Source organism: Mesorhizobium sp. CNPSo 4688, from assembly GCF_057784295.1.
In genome coordinates, this window is sequence record NZ_JBWLUY010000003.1 from 261300 (window position 1) to 286316 (window position 25017).

Below are 25017 nucleotides of genomic sequence, written 5' to 3' on the forward strand. Positions count from 1 at the left end.
CAGTCGTGAACCATTCCGTTTCCCGCTTTGCCGTGATCGGCGGCATGGCGACAGGCCTCTATGCCGCCGTCGCGCTCTGCCTGTCGTTTGCCGGGTTGCGAGTCACGCTCGCATCGTTTGCCGCCTATCTCACGGCGGCGCTGTTCTCCTATGCGGGGCACAAATATTTCACCTTCGTCTCTGACGGGGCGCACCGTTTCGAGGCGCCGCGCTTTGTCGCTCTCACTCTCGTCGGCCTGGCGGTTTCCCTGCTCCTGCCGGCGCTGCTGTCTGGACTGCTCGGCCTGCCGGCGCTGGTCCCGATCGTGGCGACATGCATCCTCATCCCCCTCGTCAACTATGTCGTGCTTCGCCACTGGGTGTTCGCGGGCACCGATGCCAGCCTGCGGAACGATTTGAAATGAGCGCAATTCAGGACCAGCCCCTCGCTCACGGCGTCATAGGCCAAGCTGAGCGGCTGTGGCCGCTTGTCCTTGCGGCGGCTGTGCTTGTCGTTGCCGTGCCTTGGCAGGCGCGCTGGGGCGTCGTTCCCGACACCAGCTGGGTGATCGCGCTCTGCGAGCGCATGCTTGCCGGAGATCGGCTCTATGTCGATTTGATCGAGACCAATCCGCCATTCAGCGTGTGGCTGTATATGCCGGCGGTCTATGCCGCCAATCGGCTCGGTGTGGCGCCGGAAATTGCCGTACATGTCTACAGCTATGGGCTATGTGTGTTCGGCCTGGTGTTTGCCGGCTTTATCGCGCACTGCGCCCGCCTTGCCGAGAATCCGGCTCTTTACCGGCTGGCGCCAATGTTCCTGGCCTTGCTGGTGCTGTTTCCCGGCAATGCTTTCAGCGAGCGGGAGCATCTGGGCGTCGCCCTGTTTCTGCCGTTGCTGGTGTTGATGGCCTGGCGCGCCGCGCCGACGGACGGGCGCACGCCGAGCTTGCCGATAGCGGTACTGGCCGGCCTTTGCGGCAGCGTACTGGTGCTTGTGAAACCCTATTATGCGCTGATGGTGCTGGTTCCAGCGCTTTACGTGGCCTGGCGGCGCCGGTCGGTCTGGTCGCTCTTCTGCATCGAATACTGGGTCATCGGTTTGGTCTGCGTCGCCTATCTGGTCGCCGTGCTGTACTTCTATCCAGAGTTCCTCAACGCCATCTACCCTGTGCTGGCCGACACCTATATGCGCCTGGGGGTCGTGCAAGCGCTGGTGGTCAAGTATGCACCGGCCTATCTCGTCGCACTCTACATGCTGCGTTTGCTTCGGCCGGGCCTCGTCTTGTCGCCGCTGATCATGGTGTTCGTCCTGGCGTCATTGGCGGCCACCGTGCCTCTCGTCTACCAGGCCAAGGGCTGGCCCTATCATGCATTCCCGGCGATCAGCCTGATGGCCGCGGCGTTGCTGCTCAGAGCCGTCCAGATCGACCCCGCGAGGCAATCGCCATCGGGCGCGAGCATGGGGTCGGCGCGCGTGCTTTTGCTTGCCACCACCATTCTGGCCAATGCCGTTCCCTTCTGGCCCAGCCAGAAACCCGGCGCCGATTTCGTCGCCACGATAAAGGCCGCGGTGGACCATCCGACGGTCGCACTCATAGGGTCGGACATTGCCGCGGGCCATCCGCTGACGCGGATGGTCGGCGGCAGCTGGATCTCGATCTACTGCAGCGATTGGCTTGGCGGGTTCGCCACCTATTTCGCGCAGGTCGAGGCGCAAAGCGGCAACCAGGCGGCGGCCGAACACTACCGGCAGATCACCGATCGCTACATCGACGACAAGCTTGCCCAACTCGAAAGCAAGCGGCCATCGCTGGTGATTGTACAGAAAGCGGACATCTTGTGGTTAACCGAGCTTTCCGGCCGACAGGATTTCACCCGCTTCATGCAAGGTTATCGGCAGATCGCCGAGGACGATACGTTGAGGGTCCTTCTTCGCAACGACGCTAGCCGGCCTTCGTCACCCGCCGCAGCGTCAGATTGATGCGGCCGCCATTCTTCAGCAGCGCCGAGGTCGACGGGTAGATGCGGTCGACGCCGTGGAAGCAGAGCCGGCCTTCGCCGCCGAGCACGACGACATCGCCGCTTTTCAGTCTGAACGATTTGGTGCCGCCGTCGCGCGTCGTCTGGCCGACCCGGAACAGACAATCGTCGCCGAGCGAAACGGAAACCACGGGCGCCGAGAAATCGGCTTCGTCGCGGTCCTGGTGCAGGCCCATTTTGGCCTCCTGCGTATAGAAATTGACCAGGCAGGCCTCCGGCGGATGCGGATGGGCGGCGACCTCCTGCCATAATTGCATCAACGAGTCGGGGATCGGCGGCCATGGCTCCCCGGTCAGCGGATGCGTCGGCTGGTAGCGATATCCCAGTTCCTTGTCGGTGACCCAGCCGAGCGAGCCGCAATTGGTCATGCGCACGCTCATCTCCTTGCCGGTGCGCGGCATCGACGGCACGAACAGCGGCGCCTGCTGCACCACCTTGCGTACGTCTTCGACCAGCGCTTCCTGCGCCGCGCGGGGCAAGTAGCCAGGCATATGGCGGACGCCTTTGGGCAGAACGAGCATGAGTGGACCCGGGTTGATCCAGTCAACAATGCCACCGCCAAACAAAAACGGCGACCCGAAAGCCGCCAACACTCTTCAACCTAATCGTTCTCGACCCGGCCGCGCAGCTTCTTGATCGTGCCGCGCCCGGCCTTGCTCTTCAGCCGCCGCTCCACCGCCCCTTTCGACGGCCTGGTCTTCTTGCGCGGCGGCGGCGGTGGTTCGGCGGCCTTGGCGACCAGTGCCGTCAGCCTTGCCCGGGCATCGGCCCGGTTCTGCTCCTGGGTGCGGAAGCGCCCGGCCTCGATGACGATGACGCCGTCCTTGGTAGCGCGCTGACCGGCAAGCTTGATGGTGCGTGCGCGCACGCGCTCCGACAGGCCGGTGGCATTGGCCGCGTCGAAGCGCAGCTGCACGGCGGTGGCCACCTTGTTGACGTTCTGGCCGCCGGGGCCGGACGAGCGGATGAAATCCTCGTGCAGGTCGCCCTGGTGGATCACGGCTTCGTCGGCAATGATGATGTCGTCGATCGGCATGCCGCAGTCATGGCGCGGCGGACCGAAAAAGAAAAGGCCCGATCGGGACCGGGCCTTTCAACGATATACCGAGAGCGACGTCGCGATTACTCCGCAGCCTCCTGCAGACGCGGCGCGGCGCCGAGCACGACGGCATCAACGTGGCTTTCGAATTTCTCGAAGTTGACGGCGAACATGCCGACCAGCCTTGCTGCCTGGCGGTCATAGGCAGCCTTGTCGGCCCAGTTCGAACGCGGGTCGAGAATGGCGCTGTCGACGCCCGGAACGGCCACCGGCACCTCGAAGCCGAAATTGGCATCGGTGCGGAAGCCGGCCGCCTTCAGCGAACCGTCGAGCGCGGCGGCCAGCAAGGCGCGCGTCGCTTTGATCGGCATGCGCTTGCCGGTGCCATAGGCGCCACCGGTCCAGCCGGTGTTGACCAGCCAGCAATCGGCGTCGTGGCGAGCGATCAACTCGCGCAGCAGATTGCCGTATTCCTTGGGATGGCGCGGCATGAACGGCGCGCCGAAACAGGTCGAGAACGTTGCTTCAGGCTCGGTCACGCCCTTTTCGGTGCCGGCCACCTTGGCCGTGTAGCCGGAGAGGAAATGATACATCGCCTGCGCCGGGGTCAGCCGTGCGATCGGCGGCATGACGCCGAAAGCATCGGCGGTCAGCATGATGATGTTCCTGGGGTGGCTGGCGCGCCCGGTCTTCGAGGCGTTGGGGATGAAGTCGAGCGGATAGGCGCAGCGCGTGTTTTCGGTCAGCCTTCCGTCATTGAAGTCCGGCACGCGGTTTGCGTCAAGCACGACATTTTCCAGCACCGTGCCGAAACGCTGCGTGGTGGCAAAGATCTCCGGCTCGGCTTCGGCCGACAGCCGGATCGTCTTGGCGTAGCAGCCGCCTTCGAAATTGAAGATGCCGTGCGGCCCCCAGCCATGCTCGTCGTCACCGATGAGCGTACGTGACGGATCGGCCGACAGCGTCGTCTTGCCGGTGCCGGAAAGCCCGAAGAAGATCGCCGCGTCGCCGGCCGGTCCCTCATTGGCCGAGCAGTGCATCGGCATGACGCCCTTGGCCGGCAAGAGGTAGTTCAGCATGGTGAACACCGACTTCTTCATTTCGCCGGCATAGGAGGTGCCGCCGATCAGCACGATCTTGCGGATCAGGTCGACCGCAATCACCGTTTCGGTGCGGCTGCCGTGGCGGGCCGGATCGGCGCGGAAGGACGGCAGGTCGATGATCGTCATCTCCGGCACGAACTGCTCGAGCTCGGCCGCATCGGGGCGAATGAGCAGGTTGCGGATGAACAGCGAGTGCCAGGCGAATTCGGTGATGACCCGCGTCGGCAGCTTCAGATCGGCGTCGGCGCCGCCGACGAGATCCTGCACATAAAGATCCTTGTCCGCGGCGTGGACAAGGAAATCGGCGAACAGCGTCTCGAACTGGGCCGGCGAAATCGCCTTGTTGTTGTCCCACCAGATATGGGCCTCGGTGGCGCCGTCGCGCACGACAAACTTGTCCTTGGGCGAGCGGCCGGTGTGCTGGCCGGTCTCGGCAAGCAGGGCGCCGCCGGCGGTCAACCTGGCCTCGCCACGGCGGATCGCGTCCTCGTAAAGGGCGGCCGCACCAAAATTATAATGAACCGTGCCGGTGGTTTTCAGGCCGATACGATCGATCGCGCAGGCGGAATTGCGTTTGCCGACTTCCGACATCAAGGGTCCCTTCTTCTGGATTCGCCGCAGTTTGCCGGCGTATTTCCGGCATGCCCGCGAGGTGGCTGAGACGGTCAGAACCAGAAAACCCGAATGATATCAAATCATTAATCGATTTAAAAAATTTGAAAGTTGTTTAAATCGTTTATATGTGCAAAAAATCACAGTGGTTGCCCAAAGGATTGGCACACAGTGTTCGTCCAATCCGTGTAGAGGTTCCGATGGGGCCGCTGGAAAGCCGTCCGCGACAGCGGATGGAGCCTGTGCCACATTTTGTACCTAATTTGTCCTGCAAAAGCCCCTTCTCTAAGACAGAAGGGACAGCTCATGAGGGAGCCGCTTGAAATGGCAACAATCGCGCTTGTCGATGACGATCGCAACATTCTGACGTCGGTCTCGATCGCCCTCGAATCCGAGGGGTATCGCGTCGAGACCTACACGGATGGAGCGTCGGCGCTGGAAGGCCTGGCGGCGCGTCCGCCGAATCTCGCCATCCTCGACATCAAGATGCCACGCATGGACGGCATGGAGCTGCTGCGCCGGATGCGGCAGAAGTCCGACCTGCCGGTGATCTTCCTGACCTCGAAGGACGACGAGATCGATGAGCTTTTCGGCCTCAAGATGGGCGCCGACGATTTCATCCGCAAACCGTTCTCGCAGCGCCTGCTGGTTGAGCGGGTGCGCGCCGTGCTGCGCCGTGCCAGTGCCCGCGAGGCTGCGGCAAAGGCGCCCAGCCAGCAGGCTCGCTCGCTCGAACGCGGCCAGCTCGTCATGGACCAGGAACGCCACACCTGCACCTGGAAGGGCGAGCCGGTGACGCTGACGGTCACCGAATTTCTCATCCTGCACTCGTTGGCGCAGCGCCCCGGCGTGGTAAAAAGCCGTGATGCGTTGATGGATTCGGCCTATGATGAGCAGGTCTATGTCGACGACCGCACCATCGACAGCCACATCAAGCGGCTGCGCAAGAAGTTCAAGGCCGTCGACGATGACTTCGAAATGATCGAAACGCTTTACGGAGTCGGGTACCGGTTCCGCGAAGCTTAAGACCGGACCGGGAGCTGCTATTCGATGGCAGTTGACGTAGAGCGAGGCAGACGGGCGGGCGCCGGCAGGCGGTCGTCCAGGATTATGCCCGCATTCCTGTCGAGGATCACGGTGCCGATGCGCCGCTTCCTCGGCCATCACATCTTTTCCAGCCTGACCCGGCGCATCCTGTTCCTCAACCTGGCCGGCCTGGCCGTGCTGGTTACCGGCATCCTCTATCTCAACACTTTCCGCGACGGGCTGATCGATGCCCGCGTCGAAAGCCTGATGACGCAGGGCGAGATCATCGCCGGCGCGATCGCTGCGTCGGCGACGGTCGAGACGGATTCGATCAGCATCGATCCGGAAAAACTGCTCGAACTGCAGGCCGGCGAGAGCCTGGGGCCGGGTTCTGACCAGCTCGACAATCTCGATTTCCCGATCAATCCCGAGCGCGTCGCGCCGGTCTTGCGGCGGCTGATTTCGCCGACGCGCACGCGCGCCCGCATCTATGACCGCGACGCCAATTTGCTGCTCGATTCACGCCATCTCTACTCGCGCGGCCAGATCCTGCGCTACGACCTGCCGCCGGTCGAGGACGAGCAGCCGGACATGCTGGAGCGGGTGCAGAAATTCGTCTTCGATTTCTTCCGCAACAAGGACCTGCCCGTCTACCACGAGCAGCCCGGCGGCAACGGCGCCGCCTTCCCGGAAGTGGTCAAGGCGCTGACCGGCAGCCCGTCGACGATCGTGCGGGTGAGCGAACAAGGCGAGCAGATCGTCTCGGTCGCGGTGCCGATCCAGCGCTTCCGCGCCGTGCTCGGCGTGCTGATGCTTTCGACCGAAGGCGGCGACATCGACAAGATCGTCGCCGCCGAGCGCAAAGCGATCCTGCGCGTGTTCGGCATCGCGGCACTGGTCACCGCCATCCTGTCGATGCTGCTGGCGTCCACCATCGCCAATCCACTGCGGCGGCTGTCGGCGGCGGCGGTGCGCGTGCGGCGCGGCGTCAAGAGTCGCGAGGAAATCCCCGACTTTTCCGACCGCCAGGACGAGATCGGCAATCTGTCGATCGCGGTGCGCGACATGACCAATGCGCTCTATGCCCGCATCGAGGCGATCGAAAGCTTTGCCGCCGACGTTTCGCACGAGTTGAAGAACCCGCTGACCTCGCTGCGCAGCGCGGTGGAGACGCTGCCCTTGGCGAAGAATGATAATTCTCGCGCGCGTCTGATGGAGATCATCCAGCACGATGTCCGGCGGCTGGACCGGTTGATCACCGACATTTCCGATGCCTCGCGCCTCGACGCCGAGCTGGCGCGCGAAGACGCGGCAATCGTCGATTTGAAGAAATTCATCACCGACCTCGTCGCCGTGTCGCGCGAGGCGACGCGCAACAAGAAGGCGGTCGAGATCGAGTTCAAGGCCGCCAAGCTGCCGCAAGGCGTCAAAGGCTATTTCGTCACCGGCCATGATCTGAGGATCGGCCAGGTCATCACCAATCTGATCGAGAATGCCCGCTCCTTCGTCCCGGAGGACCACGGCCACATTGCCATTTCCCTGGCACGCTCGGGCAAGGTCAACATCGTCACCGTCGACGACAACGGCCCCGGCATCCGCGCCGACGCCATCGACCGCATCTTCGAGCGCTTCTACACCGATCGGCCGGCCGGCGAGGCGTTCGGCCAGAATTCCGGCCTTGGCCTGTCGATATCTAGGCAGATCGTCGAAGCCCATGGCGGCACGCTGACAGCCGAGAACATCCCCGGCACCAAGCCGGGCGACATCAAGGGCGCACGCTTCGTCGTCACGCTGCCGGCCGAAGGCTGATCGCAGCCACGCAATGCCCGATCCCGCCGTGAAGCCCGAAAATATCCACGCCACCGCGATCCTGATCGGCGAGCGCGGCATTCTCATCACCGGGCCGTCCGGCTCAGGCAAGACGACGCTGGCGCTGGCGCTGATCGATCATTTCGGCCGGCGCGGACTGTTTGCGCGGTTGATCGGCGACGACCAGCTGTTTGTCGCGGCGCATTTCGGGCGGCTGGTCTGCCGTGCGCCGACCAGCATCGCCGGCCTCACCGAGGTGCCCGGGCTTGGGCCGAAGCTGCTTTTGTTCGAACCCGGCGCGGTGATCGACCTCGCGATCCAACTGGTTGCCGCCGAGGAAATGGTGCGTTTCCAGGACGAGTTGAGCGAGATGATCGCGGGCTGCAATGTGCCGCGCATCGACCTTGCCGAACGCAACGTCAGTGCGGCTTTGCCGGCGGTCATGGCGCGGCTGGCGATTGCGCCTTTCGTATGATCCGCCCCCGGTTTTTTGCTGCAATGCGTCAAAATGGCCATGGCAGGCGCAATTTTGGGCTTGTCAACGCGCCGCGCGTCGACAAGATAGCGCTCCCGCCGCCTGGGATGGCCGGCGAGCATAAAAAGCGCCTGTGAAGCGGCGATGACGGGAGCCACCATAGAATGATCGGACTCGTGCTTGTAACGCACGGTCAACTGGCCGCCGAGTTCCGCCATGCCGTGGAACATGTCGTGGGGCCACAAGACAATTTCGAAACCGTGGCGATCGGCGCCGATGACGATATGGAGCAGCGGCGGAGCGATATCGTCGACGCTGTCGGCCGCGTCGACACCGGGGCCGGCGTCATTGTTCTGACCGACATGTTCGGCGGCACGCCGTCCAACCTTGCCATTTCGGTGATGGAATCCGGCCGCACCGAGGTCATCGCCGGCATGAACCTGCCGATGCTGATCAAGCTGTCGTCGATCCGCAAGGGTGACAACATGGCGGCCGCGCTCGACGAGGCACAGGCCGCCGGGCGCAAATACATCAACGTCGCCAGCCAGCTCTTGAGCAGCAAATGAACGCGTTGTCGCCGGAGCAAGAGAAGGTCGTGCGCGAGTTCCCGATCGTCAACCAGCGCGGCCTGCATGCGCGCGCCTCGGCCAAGTTCGTCCAGGTCGCCAGCGGCTTCGACGCCATCGTCCATGTCGAGAAGGACGGCGTCAAGGTCGGCGGCACCTCGATCATGGGCCTGATGATGCTGGCGGCGAGCCCCGGCTATTCGATCCGCGTCACCGCCAGCGGCGCTGAGGCCGTCGCGGTGATGGATGCGCTGGAGCAGCTGGTCGCCTCGCGCTTCGGCGAAGAGTGCTGAAGCTCTTTTTGTTTGAGCATGATCTCCAGACAAAACGGTTCCCGTTTTGTCTGAGAAAACCGGCTTCCACTTTTCGCTGACGCGGCCCTTCGGTTCGGATCACGCTCCGCAAACACATACGCGCATAAAGATTTCTTTATATCCCATTGTCGTCTGAGCGGCGATCTGCTAGTCAGGCCGGCATTCCCGCGCCCTTGGACGCGCCGTGTGGCGCAGGCGCATCTGAAGACAAATCACACCGGAGCACTGCCATGACAGGTAGCAAGGACTATGTGGTCGCCGACATCTCGCTTGCCGGCTGGGGCCGCAAGGAACTCGATATCGCCGAAACCGAAATGCCGGGCCTGATGGCCTGCCGCGAGGAATTCGGCGCCAAGAAGCCGCTGAAGGGCGCGCGCATCACCGGCTCGCTGCACATGACTATCCAGACGGCCGTGCTGATCGAGACGCTGAAGGCGCTCGGCGCCGACATCCGCTGGGCCTCGTGCAACATCTTCTCGACCCAGGACCATGCCGCCGCAGCCATCGCCGAAGCCGGTATCCCGGTTTTTGCCGTCAAGGGTGAGAGCCTCGAAGAGTACTGGGACTACACCGACAAGATCTTCCAGTGGGCCGATGGTGGCCTCTCCAACATGATCCTCGACGATGGCGGCGACGCCACCATGTACATCCTGGTCGGCGCCCGCGCCGAAGCCGGCGAGGACGTGCTGTCCAACCCGCACAGCGAGGAAGAGGAGTACTTCTACGCCCAGGTGAAGAAGCGCCTGAAGGCTTCGCCCGGCTTCTTCACCAAGCAGAAGGAAGCGATCCGCGGCGTCACCGAAGAGACGACGACGGGCGTCAACCGCCTCTACCAGTTGCAGAAGAAGGGCCTGCTGCCCTTCCCGGCGATCAACGTCAACGACTCGGTCACCAAGTCGAAGTTCGACAACAAATATGGCTGCAAGGAATCGCTCGTCGACGGCATTCGCCGCGGCACCGACACCATGATGGCCGGCAAGGTCGCGGTCGTCTGCGGTTATGGCGACGTCGGCAAGGGGTCGTCGGCCTCGCTCAAGGGCGCCGGCGCCCGCGTCAAGGTCACCGAGGTCGATCCGATCTGCGCGCTGCAGGCGGCAATGGATGGCTTTGAGGTGGTCACGCTGGAAGATGCGGCCCCGACCGCCGACATCGTCATCACCACGACCGGCAACAAGGATGTCGTCACCCTCGACCACATGCGCTCGATGAAGGACATGGTGATCGTCGGCAACATCGGCCACTTCGACAATGAGATTCAGGTGGCGTCGCTGCGCAACCTGAAATGGACCAACGTCAAGCCGCAGGTCGACATGATCACTTTCCCGGACGGCAAGCGCATGATCCTTCTGTCCGAGGGACGCCTGCTCAACCTCGGCAACGCCACCGGCCATCCGAGCTTCGTGATGTCGGCCTCGTTCACCAACCAGGTGCTGGCGCAGATCGAACTCTACACAAAGCCCGGCCAGTACCAGAACCAGGTCTATGTGCTGCCCAAGCATCTCGACGAGAAGGTGGCGCGCCTGCATCTCGACAAGCTTGGCGCCCGCCTGACCGAACTGTCCGGCGAACAGGCCGCCTATATCGGCGTGACCCCGCAGGGTCCGTTCAAGCCGGAACACTACCGCTATTAAGCATAGCGCAAATTACCACTAGATATTGAAGCCGGGCGATTGACATTTCGCCCGGCTTCTTTTTTGCGCGGAATGATTCTTCACGCCGATTCCAGCACGCGCTATTGTGGTGATTCGCGGGCCGGGGACGAGGGCCGGCGCACGCATAGAGAGCATGATCCCGAAAAGTGGGAACCGGTTTTCGGAAAAGATCATGCTCTTCAAAAAAGGAGTTAGATCGGGAGGGCGTTCTACCAACGTCATCCTGATCTAGGCGGTCTTGCATTCAGGCGGCGAAGAGGACCAAGACATGCCGGGGGAAAACCCGCCTCGCGCGGGATGGGCCGTTTCCGGCGGCCATGACGATTCCGATATCACTGGCTCCGCCAAGACAGGCGGCGGCCGAAAGAAGCGCGTCGGCGCCCGCGTCGCGGGCTTTCTCGCCACGTCCGCGCTTGCCGGTCCGCTCACTTCGTTTGCCGCGCATGCCGAGCCGTCCATGGCGCAGAAGGCCGGGCTGTCGGTCAGCGCGGTGGAGGTCATCCAGCTCGCCATGTTCGTTGGCGTCATGGGCGCCGCTCTGGTCTCGGCCATCTTCCTGATCCGCGAAAGAGCCCGCACCTCGGCGCAGAATGTCGAGCTCAGGGCCCGCATCGCCGACGTCAACGCGGCGCTGCAGCGTTCGGAAGCGCTGCTCAATCTGCGCGACCAGCGCATCATCGTCTGGGCTTCGGAGAACAAGAAGCCCGAGCTGATCGGAACTTTGCCGCTCGAAAGCGGCGCACCGGAAGACCGCGCGGCGTTCCTGGCCTTCGGCCGCTGGCTGATGCCGCGCTCTGCGGCGGCGCTCGAAAATGCCGTCGCGGGCCTGCGCGAGAAAGCCAAGCCGTTCGATCTGGTCATCGAATCGCAGGCCGGGGCGCCGCTCGAAGTGCATGGCCGCAAGAGTGCCGCCCATGTGCTGGTGCGCTTCGTCTCGCTGTCGGAAACACAGCGAAGCCAGGCCAGGCTGAAGATCGAGAACCAGCGGCTGGCCGCCGACTACGACACCATGATCGGCCTGCTTGACGCCTTGCCGATGCCGGCATGGCTGCGCGCCACCGATGGGCGGCTGAAATGGGTCAACCGCGCCTATGCTGGCGCGGTCGAGGCCCCGAACGCCGAAACTGCCGTGCGCGAAGCCAAGGAATTCCTCGGCGGCCAGGCGCGCGAACAGATCGCCGAACAACACAAGTCACGGCCGGTGTTCGAACAGACGCTGTCGACGGTGATCGAGGGTGACCGCCGCGTCTTCGCCGTCACCGATTTCGCCGGCAGCGACGGCTCGGCGGGCCTTGCCTGCGACACAAGCGCCACAGAAACCATCCGCGGCGAATATGAGCGAACGGTGCGCAGCCATGCCGACACGCTCGACCAGCTCAACACGGCGGTGGCGATCTTCGATACCGATGAGAAGCTGCGCTTTTTCAACCAGGCTTTCCAGAAGCTGTGGGGGCTGGACTCTGGCTTCCTGCACAGCGCGCCGGATAATGCGCTTTTGCTCGATCGGCTGCGCAGCGAAGGCAAGATCGCCGAGCAGCCGGAATGGCGGCGCTGGAAGGAAGGCCTGCTTGGCGCCTACCGCGCGGTCGAATCGCAGGAGCACTGGTGGCATCTGCCCGACGGCAAGACCATCCGCGTGGTCGCCAACCCGCAGCCCAAGGGCGGCGTGACCTGGGTGTTCGAGAACCTGACCGAGAAGATGGACCTGGAAAGCCGTTACCAGACCGCCGTGCGGGTCCAGGGGGAGACGCTCGACAATCTGGCCGAGGGCGTCGCGGTGTTCGGCCCCGATGGGCGGCTGCGTCTGTCCAACCCGGCCTTTGTCGCGCTGTGGGGGCTGAGCCAGGATGTGGTCAAGCCCAACGTCCATGTCTCGGCCATCCGAGACCTCAGCGACCAGCGCGCCGTTGACAGCCCGTGGGGCGGGTTCGTCGCCGCCATCACCGGTTTCGACGACGAGCGCCGCGAGCGCCACGGCCAGACCGAGCTAAGGAACGGCACCGTGCTAAGCTACGCCGTCATCCCGCTGCCCAACGGCCAGGTGATGATGACCTTCGTTGACGTCACCGACAGCGTCAATGTCGAGCGCGCCCTGAAGGACAAGAACGAGGCGCTGCAGAAATCCGACCAGCTGAAGAACGAGTTCGTGCAGCACGTTTCCTACGAGCTGCGCTCGCCGCTGACCAACATCATCGGCTTCACCGAGTTGTTGTCGCTGCCAACGACCGGGCCGCTTAGCCCCAAGCAACGCGAATATGTCGAGCATGTCGGCTCGTCGTCTTCGGTGCTGCTCACCATCGTCAACGACATACTCGACCTCGCCACCGTCGACGCCGGCATCATGCAGCTCGACATTTCGGAGGTGAGCGTCGATCGCACCATCCAGGCCGCCGCCGAACTGGTCGCCGACCGGCTGGAAGAGCATGCAATCAAGCTTAGGATAGACGCCGCGGCCGCGCCGAAGAGTTTCCATGGCGACGAGACCCGGGTCCGCCAGATCCTCTACAATCTGTTGAGCAACGCGGCCAATTACGCGCCGGAAGCGAGCACGATCACGCTGGCCTGCCGCCATTTGGAACAAGGTGTCGAATTCTCCGTCCACGATGACGGTCCCGGCATGCCGCCGGACCTGCTCGATTCGGTGTTCCGCCGCTTCGAGCCGCGTACCAATGGCGGACGCAGGCGCGGCGCCGGGCTCGGCCTGTCGATCGTCAAGAGCTTTGTCGAGCTGCATGGCGGCAGCGTGCGCATCGAGACCGGCAAGGACCAGGGCACCACCGTCATCTGCACCTTCCCCGATGCACCGTCGGGCGTCCGCGCCGCGGCCGAGTAGCGCGCTCGATGACTGTTGCTGTGCTGGAGCGTTTTCTCGCCGACGAGGCTGCGACCGCAAGGCTCGGCGAGGACCTGGCCATGGCGCTGCGACCGGGCGATGTGCTGGCGCTCAAGGGCGATCTCGGTGCCGGCAAGTCGACGCTGGCGCGTGCTCTGATCCGGGCGCTGGCCGACGATGCCGGCCTCGACGTGCCGAGCCCGACCTTCACTTTGGTGCAAAGCTACGAGACGCGCATTCCCGTCCATCATTTCGACCTCTATCGGCTGTCCTCAGCCGGCGAGATCGACGAGCTGGGTTTCGACGAAGCGCTGCTGCAAGGCGCTGCCCTGGTTGAATGGCCGGAGCGGGCCGAGGCCGCCTTACCCAAGACGTCGATCTGGATCGAACTCGTCCATCATGGCGAAGGCCGATTAGCGAACTTGTCGGGCGAAGGTGCAGCCTTCGAACGCGTGACGCGATCGCTGGCGATGCGCGACTTCCTCGAAACGGCCGGCTGGGGCGAGGCCGCGCGGCGCCATTTCGTCGGCGACGCCTCGGCGCGCTCTTACGAGATCGTCTCGCTCACGGGCCTCGAGCCGCGCGTGCTGATGAACTCGCCGCGGCTGGTGCTCGGACCGCCGGTGCGCGACGGCAAACCCTATGCGGTAATCGCCCACACCGCGCAGTCGGTGACGGCCTTCGTCGCCATCGACAAGGCGCTGCTGGCGCGAGGCGTCAGCGTTCCAAAAATCCATGCCGAGGATCTCGAGCAAGGGTTTCTGCTGCTGGAGCATCTGGGCTCGGAAGGCTTTCTCGACGGCCAAGGCGAGCCGGTGGCGGAGCGCTATTCGGCCGCGGCCGAATTGCTGGCGATGATGCATGGCAAGACCTGGCCGCAGCGCATGGAGGCAGTGCCCGGCGTTTTCCACGAGGTGCCGCCCTTCGATCGCGACGCCATGCTGATCGAAGCTGACCTTCTGGTCGACTGGTATGTGCCGATGGTGACCGGCGGTCCGGCAAGCGAGGCCTTGCGCGCCGGCTATCACAAGGAATGGAACGCGGTTCTCGACCGGTTGAACGAACGCGACTACACGCTGATGCTGCGCGACTTCCATTCGCCCAACATCATCTGGCGCGGCGAGCGCACCGGCCACGATCGTCTCGGCATCGTGGACGTCCAGGACGCGCTGATCGGTCCGGCGGCCTATGACGTGGCATCGCTGGCCATGGATGCCCGCGTCACCGTCTCGCCCGACATCGAGCAACACACCGTCGATGCCTATGTCGCGGCGCGTCAAGCCGCCGGCGGCTTCGACGAGTCCGCTTTCCGCGAGGCCTATGCAATCATGGCGGCGCAGCGCAATTCGAAAATCCTCGGCATTTTCGTGCGGCTCGAAAAGCGCGACGGCAAGCCCTATTATCTGAAACACCTGCCGCGCATCCGCGACTATCTCAGGCGGGCGCTGGCGCACCCGGCGCTGGCCGGGCTGAAGGAGTTCTATATGGCGCATGGCCTGCTGGAGGAACGCGCACCGTGACCCTGACCACCGCGATGGTGCTGGCAGCTGGTCTCGGCAAACGCATGCGGCCGATCACCGACACCATGCCTAAGCCGCTGGTGAGGATCGCCGGCAAGACCTTGCTCGACTGGGGGCTGGACAGCCTGGCGGCGGCTGGCGTCGAGAAAGCCGTCGTCAACGTGCACTATCTGCCGGACCAGATCGTTGCTCATGTCGCCCACAGGCAGGTGCCGAAAATTGTCATTTCCGACGAGCGCGATGCGCTGCTGAATTCGGCCGGAGGCATCGTCAAGGCATTGCCGCAGCTGGGTGCCGAACCCTTCTACATCATCAATGCCGACACGTTCTGGATCGACAGCGGCCAGCCCAGCCTGGAGCGCCTTTCCCTTGCATGGGACGGCGCGAAAATGGATATTCTGCTGATGCTTACCGATCTCGACTCGGCGACCGGACATTGCGTCGGCACGGATTTCCTGATGGCGCCGGATGGCGGCCTGCGGCGCTCGAAAGGCGATCCGGCCGGGCTGATCTATGCGGGGGCGGCGATCGTTGATCCCGCCATCTTCAAGGACGCGCCAGCCGGCGCGCATTCGCTCAATGCTTATTTCGACAAGGCGATCGCCTCTGGCCGCCTGTTCGGCATGCAGATGCGCGGCCGCTGGATCACCGTCGGTACGCCCGATGCTATTCCGCAAGCGGAAGCGGCGGTCGCCGCCGCCCTCGCAGGAGCGGTATGAGCGGCTCGCGCCGCGTTCTCTCGATCCCGCCCGGAGCGCCATTCCTGCCGACTCTGGCCGAGGCCTTGCTGGCCGGACGGCTGGTGCCTGGCTTTCGTTTCGACGGCGATCCGCTGGCGCTGGCCGACGTCACCATCTATGTGCCGACACGCCGCGCGGCCCGGGCGTTGCGCGGTGCCTTTGTCGACGCGCTTTCCGGACCGGGAGCGAGCCGCCGTTCGGCGATCCTGCCGGTCATCCGCCCGCTCGGCGAGTTCGACGAGGACGAGGCCGCCTTCGACGCAGGCGCGTCGACCGAGCTTGAAATGGCGCCGCCGATCGCCGCGATCGAACGCCTGCTCCTTTTGGCGCCGCTGGTGCGGGCTTGGAAGCGCACCTTGCCGGCGCATGTCCTGGCCATGTTCGACGAAGAGATCGTCGTGCCGGCCTCAGCCGCCGATGCGATCTGGCTGGCGCGCGACCTTGCCCGGCTGATGGACGAGATCGAAACCGAAGGCACGGACTGGACCAGGCTTGCCGATCTGGTGACCGGCAATCTTGCCGGCTGGTGGCTGGTGACGCTCGACTTCCTCCGCATCGTCACCGACGCCTGGCCGAAGTTGCTGGAGGAGCGCGACCGCTCCAACCCGGCCGCGCACCGCAATGCGCTGATCCGGCGTGAGGCGAAGCGGCTGGAACGCAATCCGCCGAAAGGCCCGGTGATCGCCGCCGGCTCCACCGGCTCGATCCCGGCCACGGCCGAACTGCTTGCCGCGGTCGCCGGTCTGCCCAACGGCGCCGTCGTGCTGCCCGGTCTCGACCGGATGCTGGACGAGCCGTCCTTTGCCGCGATTGCAGCACCCGGCGCTCGGCCGGCTCTGCTCGGTCATCCGCAATACGGCATGGCCAAGCTGATCGGCAAGATCGGCGTGCTGCGCGGCGACGTCGAGGAGGTCGTATCCGCCGAGCCGGCGCAGGCCCTTCGTGCCGCGCTTGTCGGCGAGGCGCTGCGGCCCGCAGAAACCACCGAATTGTGGGCCGAGACGCGCATTGCCTTCAATGCCGGCGACATCGCCGAGGCCTTCGCCGGTGTGACGCTGGTCGAAGCCGCCAGCGAACGCGACGAGGCGGTGGCAATCGCCATTGCACTGAAGACAGCCGTCGAGCAGCCGGGACAGCGGGCGGCGCTCGTCACCGGCGACCGGGCGCTGGCGCGACGCGTCTCGGCCGAACTTCTGCGCTTCGGCGTCGTCGCCGACGATTCCGGTGGGACGCCGCTAGCCAACACACCTGCGGCCAGCTTGCTCCGGTTGACGCTGCAGGCCGTGTTCCGGCCCGGCGACCCGGTCGGCCTGCTGTCACTGCTCAAGCATCCGCTGCTCGGGCTCGGACTGGAGCGGGCCGGCGTGCGCCATGCCGCTGAGCTCATCGAACTGGTGGCGCTGCGCGGCGGCACCGGGCGTCCCGATATCGCCTCACTGGCGACGCTGTTCGAGGAGCGGCTTGCCGGCCTGAGCAGCGACAGGCGCCAGCCCTTCTGGTTTTCGCGCCTGAGCATGCGCGGTATCGAGGAGGCTCGCGACCTGCTGGGCCGGCTTGCGACGGCGCTGGCGCCGCTGACCACTTTTCGCGGCGAAGAGAATGCCGATCTCGTCGCGCTGGCCGAGGCGAGCGTCGCCGCGCTGGAAAATCTCGGCCGCACGGCGGATGGCAGTCTCGCCGAACTTTATGCCGGCGATGCCGGCGAGAAGCTCGCCGAGCTGCTGCGGGGCGTGGTCGCGGCCTCGGCCTCCTTCGACTTCCCGGCCGACGAATGGCCCGATGTCATGGACGCGCTGATCGCGCCCGAGACGGTGAAGCCGGGACAAGGCACAGACCGCAACATCGCCATCTGGGGCGCACTGGAAGCGCGGCTGCAGAATGTCGACACGCTGGTCATCGGCGGGTTGAACGAGGGCGTGTGGCCGCGCAAGCCTGAGAGCGACCGCTTCATGTCGCGGCTGATGAAGACCGGCATCGACCTTGAGCCGCCCGAACGCCGCATCGGCCTTGCCGCCCACGATTTCCAGATGGCGATGGGAGCGAACAAGGTGGTGCTGACGCGCTCCGCCCGCGCCGGCGACGCGCCGGCCGTGCCGTCGCGCTGGCTGCAGCGCATCCTGACCTTCATCGGCAAGGATCCTGCCACCGCACTGCGCGGTCGCGGAGATGAATTGCTGGTCTGGGCGCGAACCCTCGATGCCGGCGAGCGCAAGCGTTTCGCGCCACGGCCGCAGCCGAAGCCGCCGCTGGGCGTGCGGCCGCAGCATTTCTCTGTCACCGAGATCGAAACGCTGCGCCGCGACCCCTATGCGGTCTATGCAAGGCGCATTCTTGGCCTGTTGCCGCTCGAACCGGTGATCCGCGACCCCGGAGCGGCCGAGCGTGGCACGCTGTTTCACAACATACTGCACCTGTTCTCGACAGAGGTTGCCGATCCGCGCGCGCCGGAAGCCCTGGAACGCCTTATCGCCGCCGGCCGGACATGCTTTGCCGAGATAGCCCTTCCTGCCGATGTCGAGGCGGTATGGTGGCCGCGCTTCGAAAAGCTTGCCGCCAACATCATAGACTGGGAACGCAAGCGTGCTGACGCGGTGATCCGGCGGCATGCCGAGGAGCGGGCCGAGAAGACGGCTGTCGGCCGCACCGGCGTGACGCTGTCCGGCTATGCAGACCGCGTCGACCTGCTGGCCGGCGGCATGGCCGACATTCTCGACTACAAAACCGGTTCCTCGCCATCCAAGGCGCAGGCACACACGCTGCTGGCGCCACAACTGGCACTTGAGGGCGCGCTGCTCCGACGCGGCGCTTTCAGAACCCTTGGTGCACGTGAACCGTCAGACCTCGCCTTCGTTCGACTGAAATCGAATGGGGACGTCGAACCCGAATCCATCCTCGAATACAGTCGCAAAATCCGAACCGCCGAAGACCTTGCCGAAGAGGCCTGGGCGCGGCTGGAAAAGCTGCTGGTCCACTATGCCGATCCGACGACCGGCTATCTGTCGCGGGCGCTGCCGTTCCGCGAAGGCGAGAGCGATGGCGATTACGACCATCTGGCGCGCGTGCTCGAATGGTCGGCCGGCGGTGACAGCGACGATGAGGGCGGGGAGGCATGAAGAAGGCCTACCCCATCCCCTCAGAAACCGCCGCGAGCCAAGCGCGCGCCTCCGACCCGAAGAACTCGGCCTGGGTGTCGGCCAATGCCGGCTCGGGCAAGACGCATGTGCTGGCGCAGCGCGTCATCCGGCTGCTGCTCAACGGCACCGATCCGTCGAAGATCCTGTGCCTGACCTATACGCGGGCCGCCGCCGCCAACATGTCGAACCGCGTCTTCTCGACGCTCTCGGACTGGACGGGGCTTGGCGATGCCGAGCTTGCCGCCAGGATAACCGCGCTGGACGATCGCCGGCCCGACCGCGACACGATGCGCCGGGCGCGCCGGCTGTTTGCCGAGGCGCTGGAGACGCCGGGCGGGCTGAAGATCCAGACCATCCACGCCTTTTGCGAATCGGTGCTGCACCAGTTTCCGCTGGAGGCCAACATCCCGGCGCATTTCGAATTGCTCGACCCGCAAATGGAGGCATCGCTGTTCGCAGCCGCCCGCCGCGACATGATTTCGGGCACCTCAGCCGGAGACGCCGGGCTGGCAGAGGCCTTCGCCACCGTGCTGGAGCGCGGCGGCGAACACGGACTCGACGCGCTGCTGACCGAAATCGTGCGCAAGCGCGATGGGCTGCGCGGCTTCATCGACGCGGTCAGGCGCGACGGCAACGGCTTTCAAGCCCTGTTCGACGAGTTCCATTTTCACTCCGGGCAAAGCGCCGAAGATATAGCGGCGTCCGCCTGGCCGTTGCCTGGTTTCCCGCCGGATTTCCTTGCCGTGTTCGCCGGCGCGGCGGAAGGCGCCGATGCGCGCGCTGTGCTTAACAATCTGCTGCCCTATGCCCGCGCGGCCTTCGCCGACGAAGATCCAATCCGCCGGCTGCAGATGCTGAGCAAGGCTTTCCTCAAGGCCGACGGCGACCCCTACGAGCCGGCAAAGCTGTTCAAAAAGGCGCTGCTCGACCGGCTGCCCGACCTTCCCGAACGCTATCTGGCGGCGGTCAGGGCGATCGTCGAGGTGTCCGACCGGCTGGCGCTGTTCCGGATGCTGGAAGGCACGGTCGCGGCGCTGACCATCGCCGACTGGCTGATCGTGCGCTACGAGCGGCTGAAACGCGGCCGCAGCTTCCTCGACTTCAACGATCTCATCACCCGCACGGTCAATCTTCTGTCGCGGCCCGATGCCGGCCCATGGGTGCAATACAAGCTCGACCAGGGCATCGACCACATCCTGCTCGACGAGGCGCAGGACACCAGCCCCGACCAGTGGGAGGTGGTGAAACGGCTGTCGGAAGAGTTCTTCGCCGGCCACGGCCAGCGCGGCAGCGCCAATCGCACCATGTTTGCCGTCGGCGACGAAAAGCAGTCGATCTATTCGTTCCAGGGGGCCGCGCCCGATTCCTTTGCCGACAGCCGGCTTCTGTTTGCCGGGCGCGTGCGCGATGCCGAAGCCTCGTTTGCCGATCTCAAGCTGACCTGGTCGTTCCGCTCGACCGACGATGTGCTGGCCGCCGTAGATCGGGTCTTTGCCGATCCGGGCGTGCGGCGCGGCATCAGCCACGACCCCGACCCGCTCGACCACAAGGCGATCCGCAACGATGCGCCGGGCTATGTCGAGGTCTGGCCGTCGCTTGGCGCCGATGCGGTCGAGGAACCCGACGACTGGACGCTGCCGGTCAACCACGCCAGCGCACCGGCGGTGCGCGTTGCCGAACATGTGGCGGCGACGATCCAGGCCTGGCTCAAGGACCGCGAGATCATCGAGGGCAAGGGCCGCAGGCTGCGGGCCGGCGACATTCTGGTGCTGGTGCGCAAACGCGACCGCTTCGTGCATGCGCTGTCACGCGCGCTGAAGGACCGTGACATTCCTGTCGCCGGCGCCGACCGGTTGAGTCTGCCTGGCCATATTGCGGTGAAGGATCTGATCGCGCTCGGCCATTTCCTCATCCAGGCGCAGGATGATCTTTCGCTTGCCGCCGTGCTGCGCAGCCCGATCTTCGACGTGTCGGAGGAGACGCTTTTTGCGCTTGGCGCGGGAAGGCCGGCCGCGACATCGCTGATAACGGCGCTGCGACAGCATGCCGGCGACAGTCCCGCACTGGCCGCTATCGTCACCCGGCTCGACGGCTGGGCCAATGAGGCGGCGTTCCGGCCGGTGTTCGAATTCTATGCCGGCGTGCTGGCGCGCGACGGTCTGCGCAAGAAGATGATCGCTCGGCTCGGACCGGAGGCCGGCGACATCCTCGATGAATTCCTGAGTTTTTGCCTGGCCGAGGAACGCACCGGCCTGCCGGGACTAGAGGCCTTTCTGGCGACGCTGGAAAACACCGGTCCCGAGATCAAGCGCGAGATGGACCAGACGCGCGACGAGGTCCGCGTCATGACGGTCCACGCCGCCAAGGGCCTGGAAGCGCCCGTTGTCTTCCTGGTCGATGGCGGGTCGGCGCCGTTCAGCGACCAACATCTGCCACGACTGATGCCGTTCGACGGCTCGGGCCGCAATTTTGACGGCAAGGGTTATCTCTGGCGCTCGGCCAGCGATGTCGCCAACGGCTTTTCCAAGGCGGCCTCGGCCCGGGCGCGCGAGCTTGCCGACGACGAATACCGCCGCCTGCTCTATGTCGGCATGACACGCGCCGAGGACCGGCTGATCGTCTGCGGCTATCACGGCAAGCGTTCGCCCAGCACCGGCACCTGGCATTCGATCGTCAGCCGCGCGCTGACAGGTGCGCCCGAAAGCACGGAGCGCCGCCACCCCGCCAGTGGCGAGCCGGTTCATCGCTTCGTCATGACCAAGCTGCCGCCGGTGCCGCTGGCTGCTGCCGACGATAAGCGGCTGCCGCAACCGCTTCTGCCGTTCTTGCCGGCAAACCTGTTCCGCCCCTTGCCGCCTTACGAAGAGCTGCCGCGCCCGCTGTCACCTTCCGGCGCTTCGGCGCTGATCGACGAGGGCAAGGAAGCTGTCGTCGACACCCGCTCGCCGGTGCTGGACGATGAAGCGGAGCCCGGTTTTGCGGTGATGCGCGGACTGGCGCTGCACAAATTGCTGCAGATGTTGCCCGGCTTCGTCGAAGGCGAACGGCAAGGCGCGGCGGGGCAGTATCTAAGCCGTGCCGGCGCCGACTGGACTGAAGCCGAACGCAGCAAGGCGCTGGCCTCAGTGATGGCGATCCTCGGGGATTCGCGTTTTGCCGAGCTGTTCTCGCCCTCGTCCCGCGCCGAAGTCGCCGTCATGGGCAGCCTCGAGGTCAAGGGCAGATTGCGTTCGATCTCCGGCAAGATCGACCGGCTGGCAGTGACGCCGCAAAAGGTCTCGATCGTCGACTACAAGACCAACCGGCCGGCGCCAATGACGCTGGCGCAGGTGCCGCCGGCCTATATCCTGCAGCTGGCGCTCTATCGCGCGCTGCTGAAGCCGCTTTATCCCGGCCGCGCGGTGAGAGCGGCGCTGCTGTTTACCGAGGCGCCGAGGCTGATCGAACTGCCGGCCGAAGCGATGGACGATGCCCTTGCCCGACTCACGGGAGCGTGACACAAGTTCTGCTTGAAGAAGGGCTGCTCAACCACCACATTTGGTGCGAGATAAATTTCGAAAGGATTTTCGTATGGCCACCGTCAAGGTCGACAAGAGCAATTTCCAGGCCGATGTGCTCAACGCCTCGCAGCCCGTCGTGGTGGATTTCTGGGCGGAATGGTGCGGCCCGTGCAAGATGATCGGTCCGTCGCTGGAAGAAATCGCCAATGAGCTCGGCGACAAGATCAAGATTGCCAAGCTGAACATCGACGAGAACCCCGAGCTTGCCGCGCAGTTCGGCGTGCGCTCGATCCCGACGTTGATGATCTTTAAGGGCGGCGAAGTGGCCGACATGAAGGTTGGCGCGGCGCCGAAGACCGCGCTGTCGCACTGGATCAACGGCAGCCTCGCCTGATCTGACTGAATTTCCGAGATCGAAGCCCGGCCCTCGCCGGGCTTTTTCTTTGGCGTCATCGCCTGACATCTCTGGCCCTCGCGCCGCGCGGCTCCATGTCCTCTGCTTGAGGCAGGACAGGAGAGACAGAATGACCGGATCCGCCAAGGCCACCGTTTTCATCGACAATGAGCGCGTCATCGTCACCGAATACCGCTTCCAGCCGGGCGACAACACCGGCTGGCATCGCCATGGCCACGACTATGTCGTGGTGCCGCTGATGGACGGCAAGGTGAAGCTGGTGACCAAGGATGGCGAGTCCTTCGCCGATATGAATAAGGGCGCCCCCTATTTCCGCAAGGAAGGCGTCGAGCACGACGTGATAAGCGCCAATGAGGGCGAATACGCCTTCATCGAGATCGAGCTGAAATAGGCGCGTCGCAGCGCAAGTCACCAGTCGGCGATGCGGTCACCGCCGGCGAATTGCGCGCTTTTGGCTGTGTATTCGAACAGCTCGATCTTCACGCCGTTGGGGTCGCGGATCCATGCCTGAAACGTGTCGTCGCAGGCGTGTTTCTTGGCCGTGACGTCGACGCCTTTCGCGCTGATATGGGCGATCGCCGAGTCGATATCTTCGACTTCCAGACAGAAATGGTTGATCTGGTTCTGCTCGCTGTATGCAGTGCCGTTCTTCTGGAACACCTCGACATGGCTGCGGCCGCCGCAATTGAGGTAGAAGCCGAAGACCTTGCCGTCGCGCAGGAAATTGAACTGCGTATCGAGGCCGAGCACGTCGCGGTAGAAGGCTCGCGTCGCCTCCAGATCATGCGCGAAGATACAGACGTGAGCGAGCTGCTTCACCTTGATCATACGCGACTCCTTGCTGTCATTGACTTCAGGTCGGCGGCGTCCCGTTTTCGGCCAACACTGCGCCGGCCAGATACAAGGAACCGCCGATCAGGATGCGTGGCGCCGGGCCATCCCAGGTGTCGCGCAGCAGCATCAGCGCGCTGGCGACGGAGCTGACCGGTTCGGCGGTGAGGCCGGCTTCCGTCGCGCGGACCGCCAGCTCGTCATTCGGTACGCCCGCGTCGCTGAGGCTGACCGGCACTGTGTAGACGTGACGGACCAGGCCCTTGAAGGCGTGGAAATAGCCGCTCTGGTCCTTGGTGTTGATCATGCCGGAGATCAGGAACAGCGGTCGCGGGTTCTTTTCCTCCTGCTCGGCCAGCGCCTCGGCAATGACCATGCCGGCGCCCGGATTGTGGCCGCCGTCGAGCCAGATATCGGCGCCCGCGGGCGCCAACTCTGCCAGTCTGCCCTGGGCCAGCTTCTGCATGCGGCCCGGCCAGGCGACTTTGGCCATCGCCTTCTCCGTGGCGCGGTGGCTGATCTCGAAGCCCGCGGCCTTGACCGCGGCAATCGCTGCCGCCGCATTGGCGAACTGGTGGCGTCCGGGCAGGCGCGGCGGCGGTAGGTCCATCAAGCCGTCCTCGTCCTGATAGACCATGCGGCCGTTTTCCTCGAAGGCGAGGAAATCCTGGCCGTAGACGAAGGTCGGGCAATCCAACCGCTCGGCGGTTTCGATCAGCACCTGCAGCGCGGTCTCGCTCTCCTGCGCGCCGATCACCACCGGGCAGCCGCGCTTCATGATGCCGGCCTTTTCGGCGGCGATCAGCTCGACCCGGTCGCCGAGATAGGCTTCGTGGTCCATCGACACCGGCATGATCACCGACACCGCCGGCCGGGCCACGACATTGGTGGCGTCGAAGCGGCCGCCAAGGCCGACCTCGATGATGGCGGCGGCGGCCGGATGCTCGGAAAACAGGATGAAGGTGACGGCGGTGAGGATTTCGAAGACGGTGATCTTCTGGCCTTCATTGGCGCGGGCGACGCGAGCGATGGCCTCGGCAAAGGTCTCGTCATCGACCAACCTGCCGCCACCCTCGGCCGCTAGCCGGTAGCGCTCGGCCCAGTTCACCAGATGCGGCGAAGTGTGGACATGGACGAGATGGCCGCCGGCTTCGAGCAGCGCGCGCGAAAAGGCGGCGCACGAGCCCTTGCCGTTGGTGCCGGCAATGTGGATGACCGGCGGCAGCCGGTCCTGCGGATTGCCGAGGCGGTCGAGCAGCCGGGTGATGCGGTCGAGCGAAAGATCGAAGCCTTTCGGATGCAGTGCCATCAAGGCGTCGATTTCGCGGTCTGCGGCAAGTGTGGTCATAAGGGAATCCTACCGCATGGGCCCAAAAACACGAATCGGTTTTCGGAAAGGATCATGCGTAACAAGAGGATACCGCGC

The 25017-nt window shown here is 64.7% G+C and carries 20 protein-coding genes; 15 read left to right on the plus strand and 5 right to left on the minus strand.

The window, feature by feature from the left end; all coding sequences use genetic code 11:
• The first annotated feature begins 5 nt into the window (after positions 1-5).
• Together AC04SH_RS06890 and AC04SH_RS06895 are read left to right on the plus strand one after the other, a co-directional pair.
• Complete coding sequence (locus AC04SH_RS06890) at positions 6-404, plus strand: GtrA family protein (RefSeq protein ID WP_488574450.1); 399 nt, start codon at positions 6-8, stop codon at positions 402-404.
• Positions 401-1963 carry a hypothetical protein gene (locus AC04SH_RS06895; protein WP_488574451.1) on the plus strand — a complete coding sequence of 521 codons (1563 nt, stop codon included), beginning with the start codon at positions 401-403 and terminating at the stop codon, positions 1961-1963. The genes AC04SH_RS06890 and AC04SH_RS06895 overlap by 4 nt, the downstream gene beginning before the upstream one ends.
• Here the strand turns inward: AC04SH_RS06895 and AC04SH_RS06900 are convergent.
• The 3 genes from AC04SH_RS06900 to AC04SH_RS06910 all read right to left on the minus strand — a co-directional run bounded on the left by AC04SH_RS06900 (position 1926) and on the right by AC04SH_RS06910 (position 4755).
• Complete coding sequence (locus AC04SH_RS06900; protein ID WP_488574452.1) at positions 1926-2543, minus strand: alpha-ketoglutarate-dependent dioxygenase AlkB family protein; 618 nt, start codon at positions 2541-2543, stop codon at positions 1926-1928. The two genes, AC04SH_RS06895 and AC04SH_RS06900, sit on opposite strands and share 38 nt — an antisense overlap.
• A gap of 80 nt (positions 2544-2623) precedes the next feature.
• Positions 2624-3058: an alternative ribosome rescue aminoacyl-tRNA hydrolase ArfB gene (gene arfB, locus AC04SH_RS06905; protein ID WP_352582760.1), complete on the minus strand. Its 435-nt coding sequence runs from the start codon at positions 3056-3058 to the stop codon at positions 2624-2626.
• An 86-nt stretch (positions 3059-3144) separates the two neighbouring features.
• The gene (locus AC04SH_RS06910; RefSeq protein ID WP_488574453.1) at positions 3145-4755 is read right to left on the minus strand and encodes a phosphoenolpyruvate carboxykinase; all 1611 of its coding nucleotides are present in this window, start codon (positions 4753-4755) and stop codon (positions 3145-3147) included.
• 345 nt (positions 4756-5100) lie between these two features.
• Here AC04SH_RS06910 and AC04SH_RS06915 point away from each other — a divergent pair, with 345 nt between their 5' ends.
• The 13 genes from AC04SH_RS06915 (at position 5101) to AC04SH_RS06975 (ending at position 23151) form a co-directional block, all read left to right on the plus strand.
• Complete coding sequence (locus AC04SH_RS06915; protein ID WP_010912942.1) at positions 5101-5802, plus strand: response regulator transcription factor; 702 nt, start codon at positions 5101-5103, stop codon at positions 5800-5802.
• A gap of 24 nt (positions 5803-5826) precedes the next feature.
• Complete coding sequence (locus AC04SH_RS06920) at positions 5827-7611, plus strand: stimulus-sensing domain-containing protein (RefSeq protein WP_488574454.1); 1785 nt, start codon at positions 5827-5829, stop codon at positions 7609-7611.
• Positions 7612-7624: 13 nt separating this feature from the next.
• On the plus strand, positions 7625-8086 hold the full coding sequence (locus tag AC04SH_RS06925; protein WP_488574455.1) for an HPr kinase/phosphorylase: 462 nt from the start codon (positions 7625-7627) through the stop codon (positions 8084-8086).
• A gap of 164 nt (positions 8087-8250) precedes the next feature.
• Complete coding sequence (locus AC04SH_RS06930; protein WP_477232155.1) at positions 8251-8652, plus strand: PTS sugar transporter subunit IIA; 402 nt, start codon at positions 8251-8253, stop codon at positions 8650-8652.
• On the plus strand, positions 8649-8945 hold the full coding sequence (locus tag AC04SH_RS06935) for an HPr family phosphocarrier protein (protein ID WP_477232156.1): 297 nt from the start codon (positions 8649-8651) through the stop codon (positions 8943-8945). Before AC04SH_RS06930 ends, AC04SH_RS06935 begins: the two co-directional genes overlap by 4 nt.
• Before the next feature lie 251 nt (positions 8946-9196).
• Positions 9197-10597 (plus strand): adenosylhomocysteinase, encoded by a 1401-nt coding sequence (gene ahcY, locus AC04SH_RS06940; RefSeq protein ID WP_192255409.1) that lies wholly within the window; start codon positions 9197-9199, stop codon positions 10595-10597.
• Between the two features lie 289 nt (positions 10598-10886).
• Positions 10887-13451: a sensor histidine kinase gene (locus AC04SH_RS06945; RefSeq protein ID WP_488574456.1), complete on the plus strand. Its 2565-nt coding sequence runs from the start codon at positions 10887-10889 to the stop codon at positions 13449-13451.
• Positions 13452-13459: 8 nt separating this feature from the next.
• Positions 13460-14971, plus strand: coding sequence for a tRNA (adenosine(37)-N6)-threonylcarbamoyltransferase complex ATPase subunit type 1 TsaE (tsaE, locus tag AC04SH_RS06950; RefSeq protein ID WP_488574457.1), 1512 nt, complete (start codon positions 13460-13462; stop codon positions 14969-14971).
• A 14-nt stretch (positions 14972-14985) separates the two neighbouring features.
• A complete protein-coding gene (locus AC04SH_RS06955; RefSeq protein WP_488574632.1) occupies positions 14986-15690 on the plus strand; it encodes a nucleotidyltransferase family protein in 705 nt (234 codons plus the stop codon).
• Entirely contained in the window at positions 15687-18824 is a 3138-nt protein-coding gene (gene addB, locus AC04SH_RS06960; RefSeq protein ID WP_488574458.1) for a double-strand break repair protein AddB, read from the plus strand. The genes AC04SH_RS06955 and addB overlap by 4 nt, the downstream gene beginning before the upstream one ends.
• Complete coding sequence (gene addA, locus AC04SH_RS06965) at positions 18821-22342, plus strand: double-strand break repair helicase AddA (RefSeq protein WP_488574459.1); 3522 nt, start codon at positions 18821-18823, stop codon at positions 22340-22342. The genes addB and addA overlap by 4 nt, the downstream gene beginning before the upstream one ends.
• A gap of 73 nt (positions 22343-22415) precedes the next feature.
• Positions 22416-22739, plus strand: a complete 324-nt coding sequence (gene trxA / locus AC04SH_RS06970) for a thioredoxin (RefSeq protein WP_023672297.1) — start codon at positions 22416-22418, stop codon at positions 22737-22739.
• A gap of 130 nt (positions 22740-22869) precedes the next feature.
• A complete protein-coding gene (locus tag AC04SH_RS06975; protein WP_488574460.1) occupies positions 22870-23151 on the plus strand; it encodes a cupin domain-containing protein in 282 nt (93 codons plus the stop codon).
• Positions 23152-23168: 17 nt separating this feature from the next.
• Here AC04SH_RS06975 and AC04SH_RS06980 read toward each other — a convergent pair whose 3' ends face one another.
• Positions 23169-23588, minus strand: coding sequence for a VOC family protein (locus tag AC04SH_RS06980; protein ID WP_488574461.1), 420 nt, complete (start codon positions 23586-23588; stop codon positions 23169-23171).
• Between the two features lie 25 nt (positions 23589-23613).
• Positions 23614-24939, minus strand: coding sequence for a bifunctional folylpolyglutamate synthase/dihydrofolate synthase (locus tag AC04SH_RS06985; RefSeq protein ID WP_488574462.1), 1326 nt, complete (start codon positions 24937-24939; stop codon positions 23614-23616).
• Positions 24940-25017 lie beyond the last annotated feature (78 nt).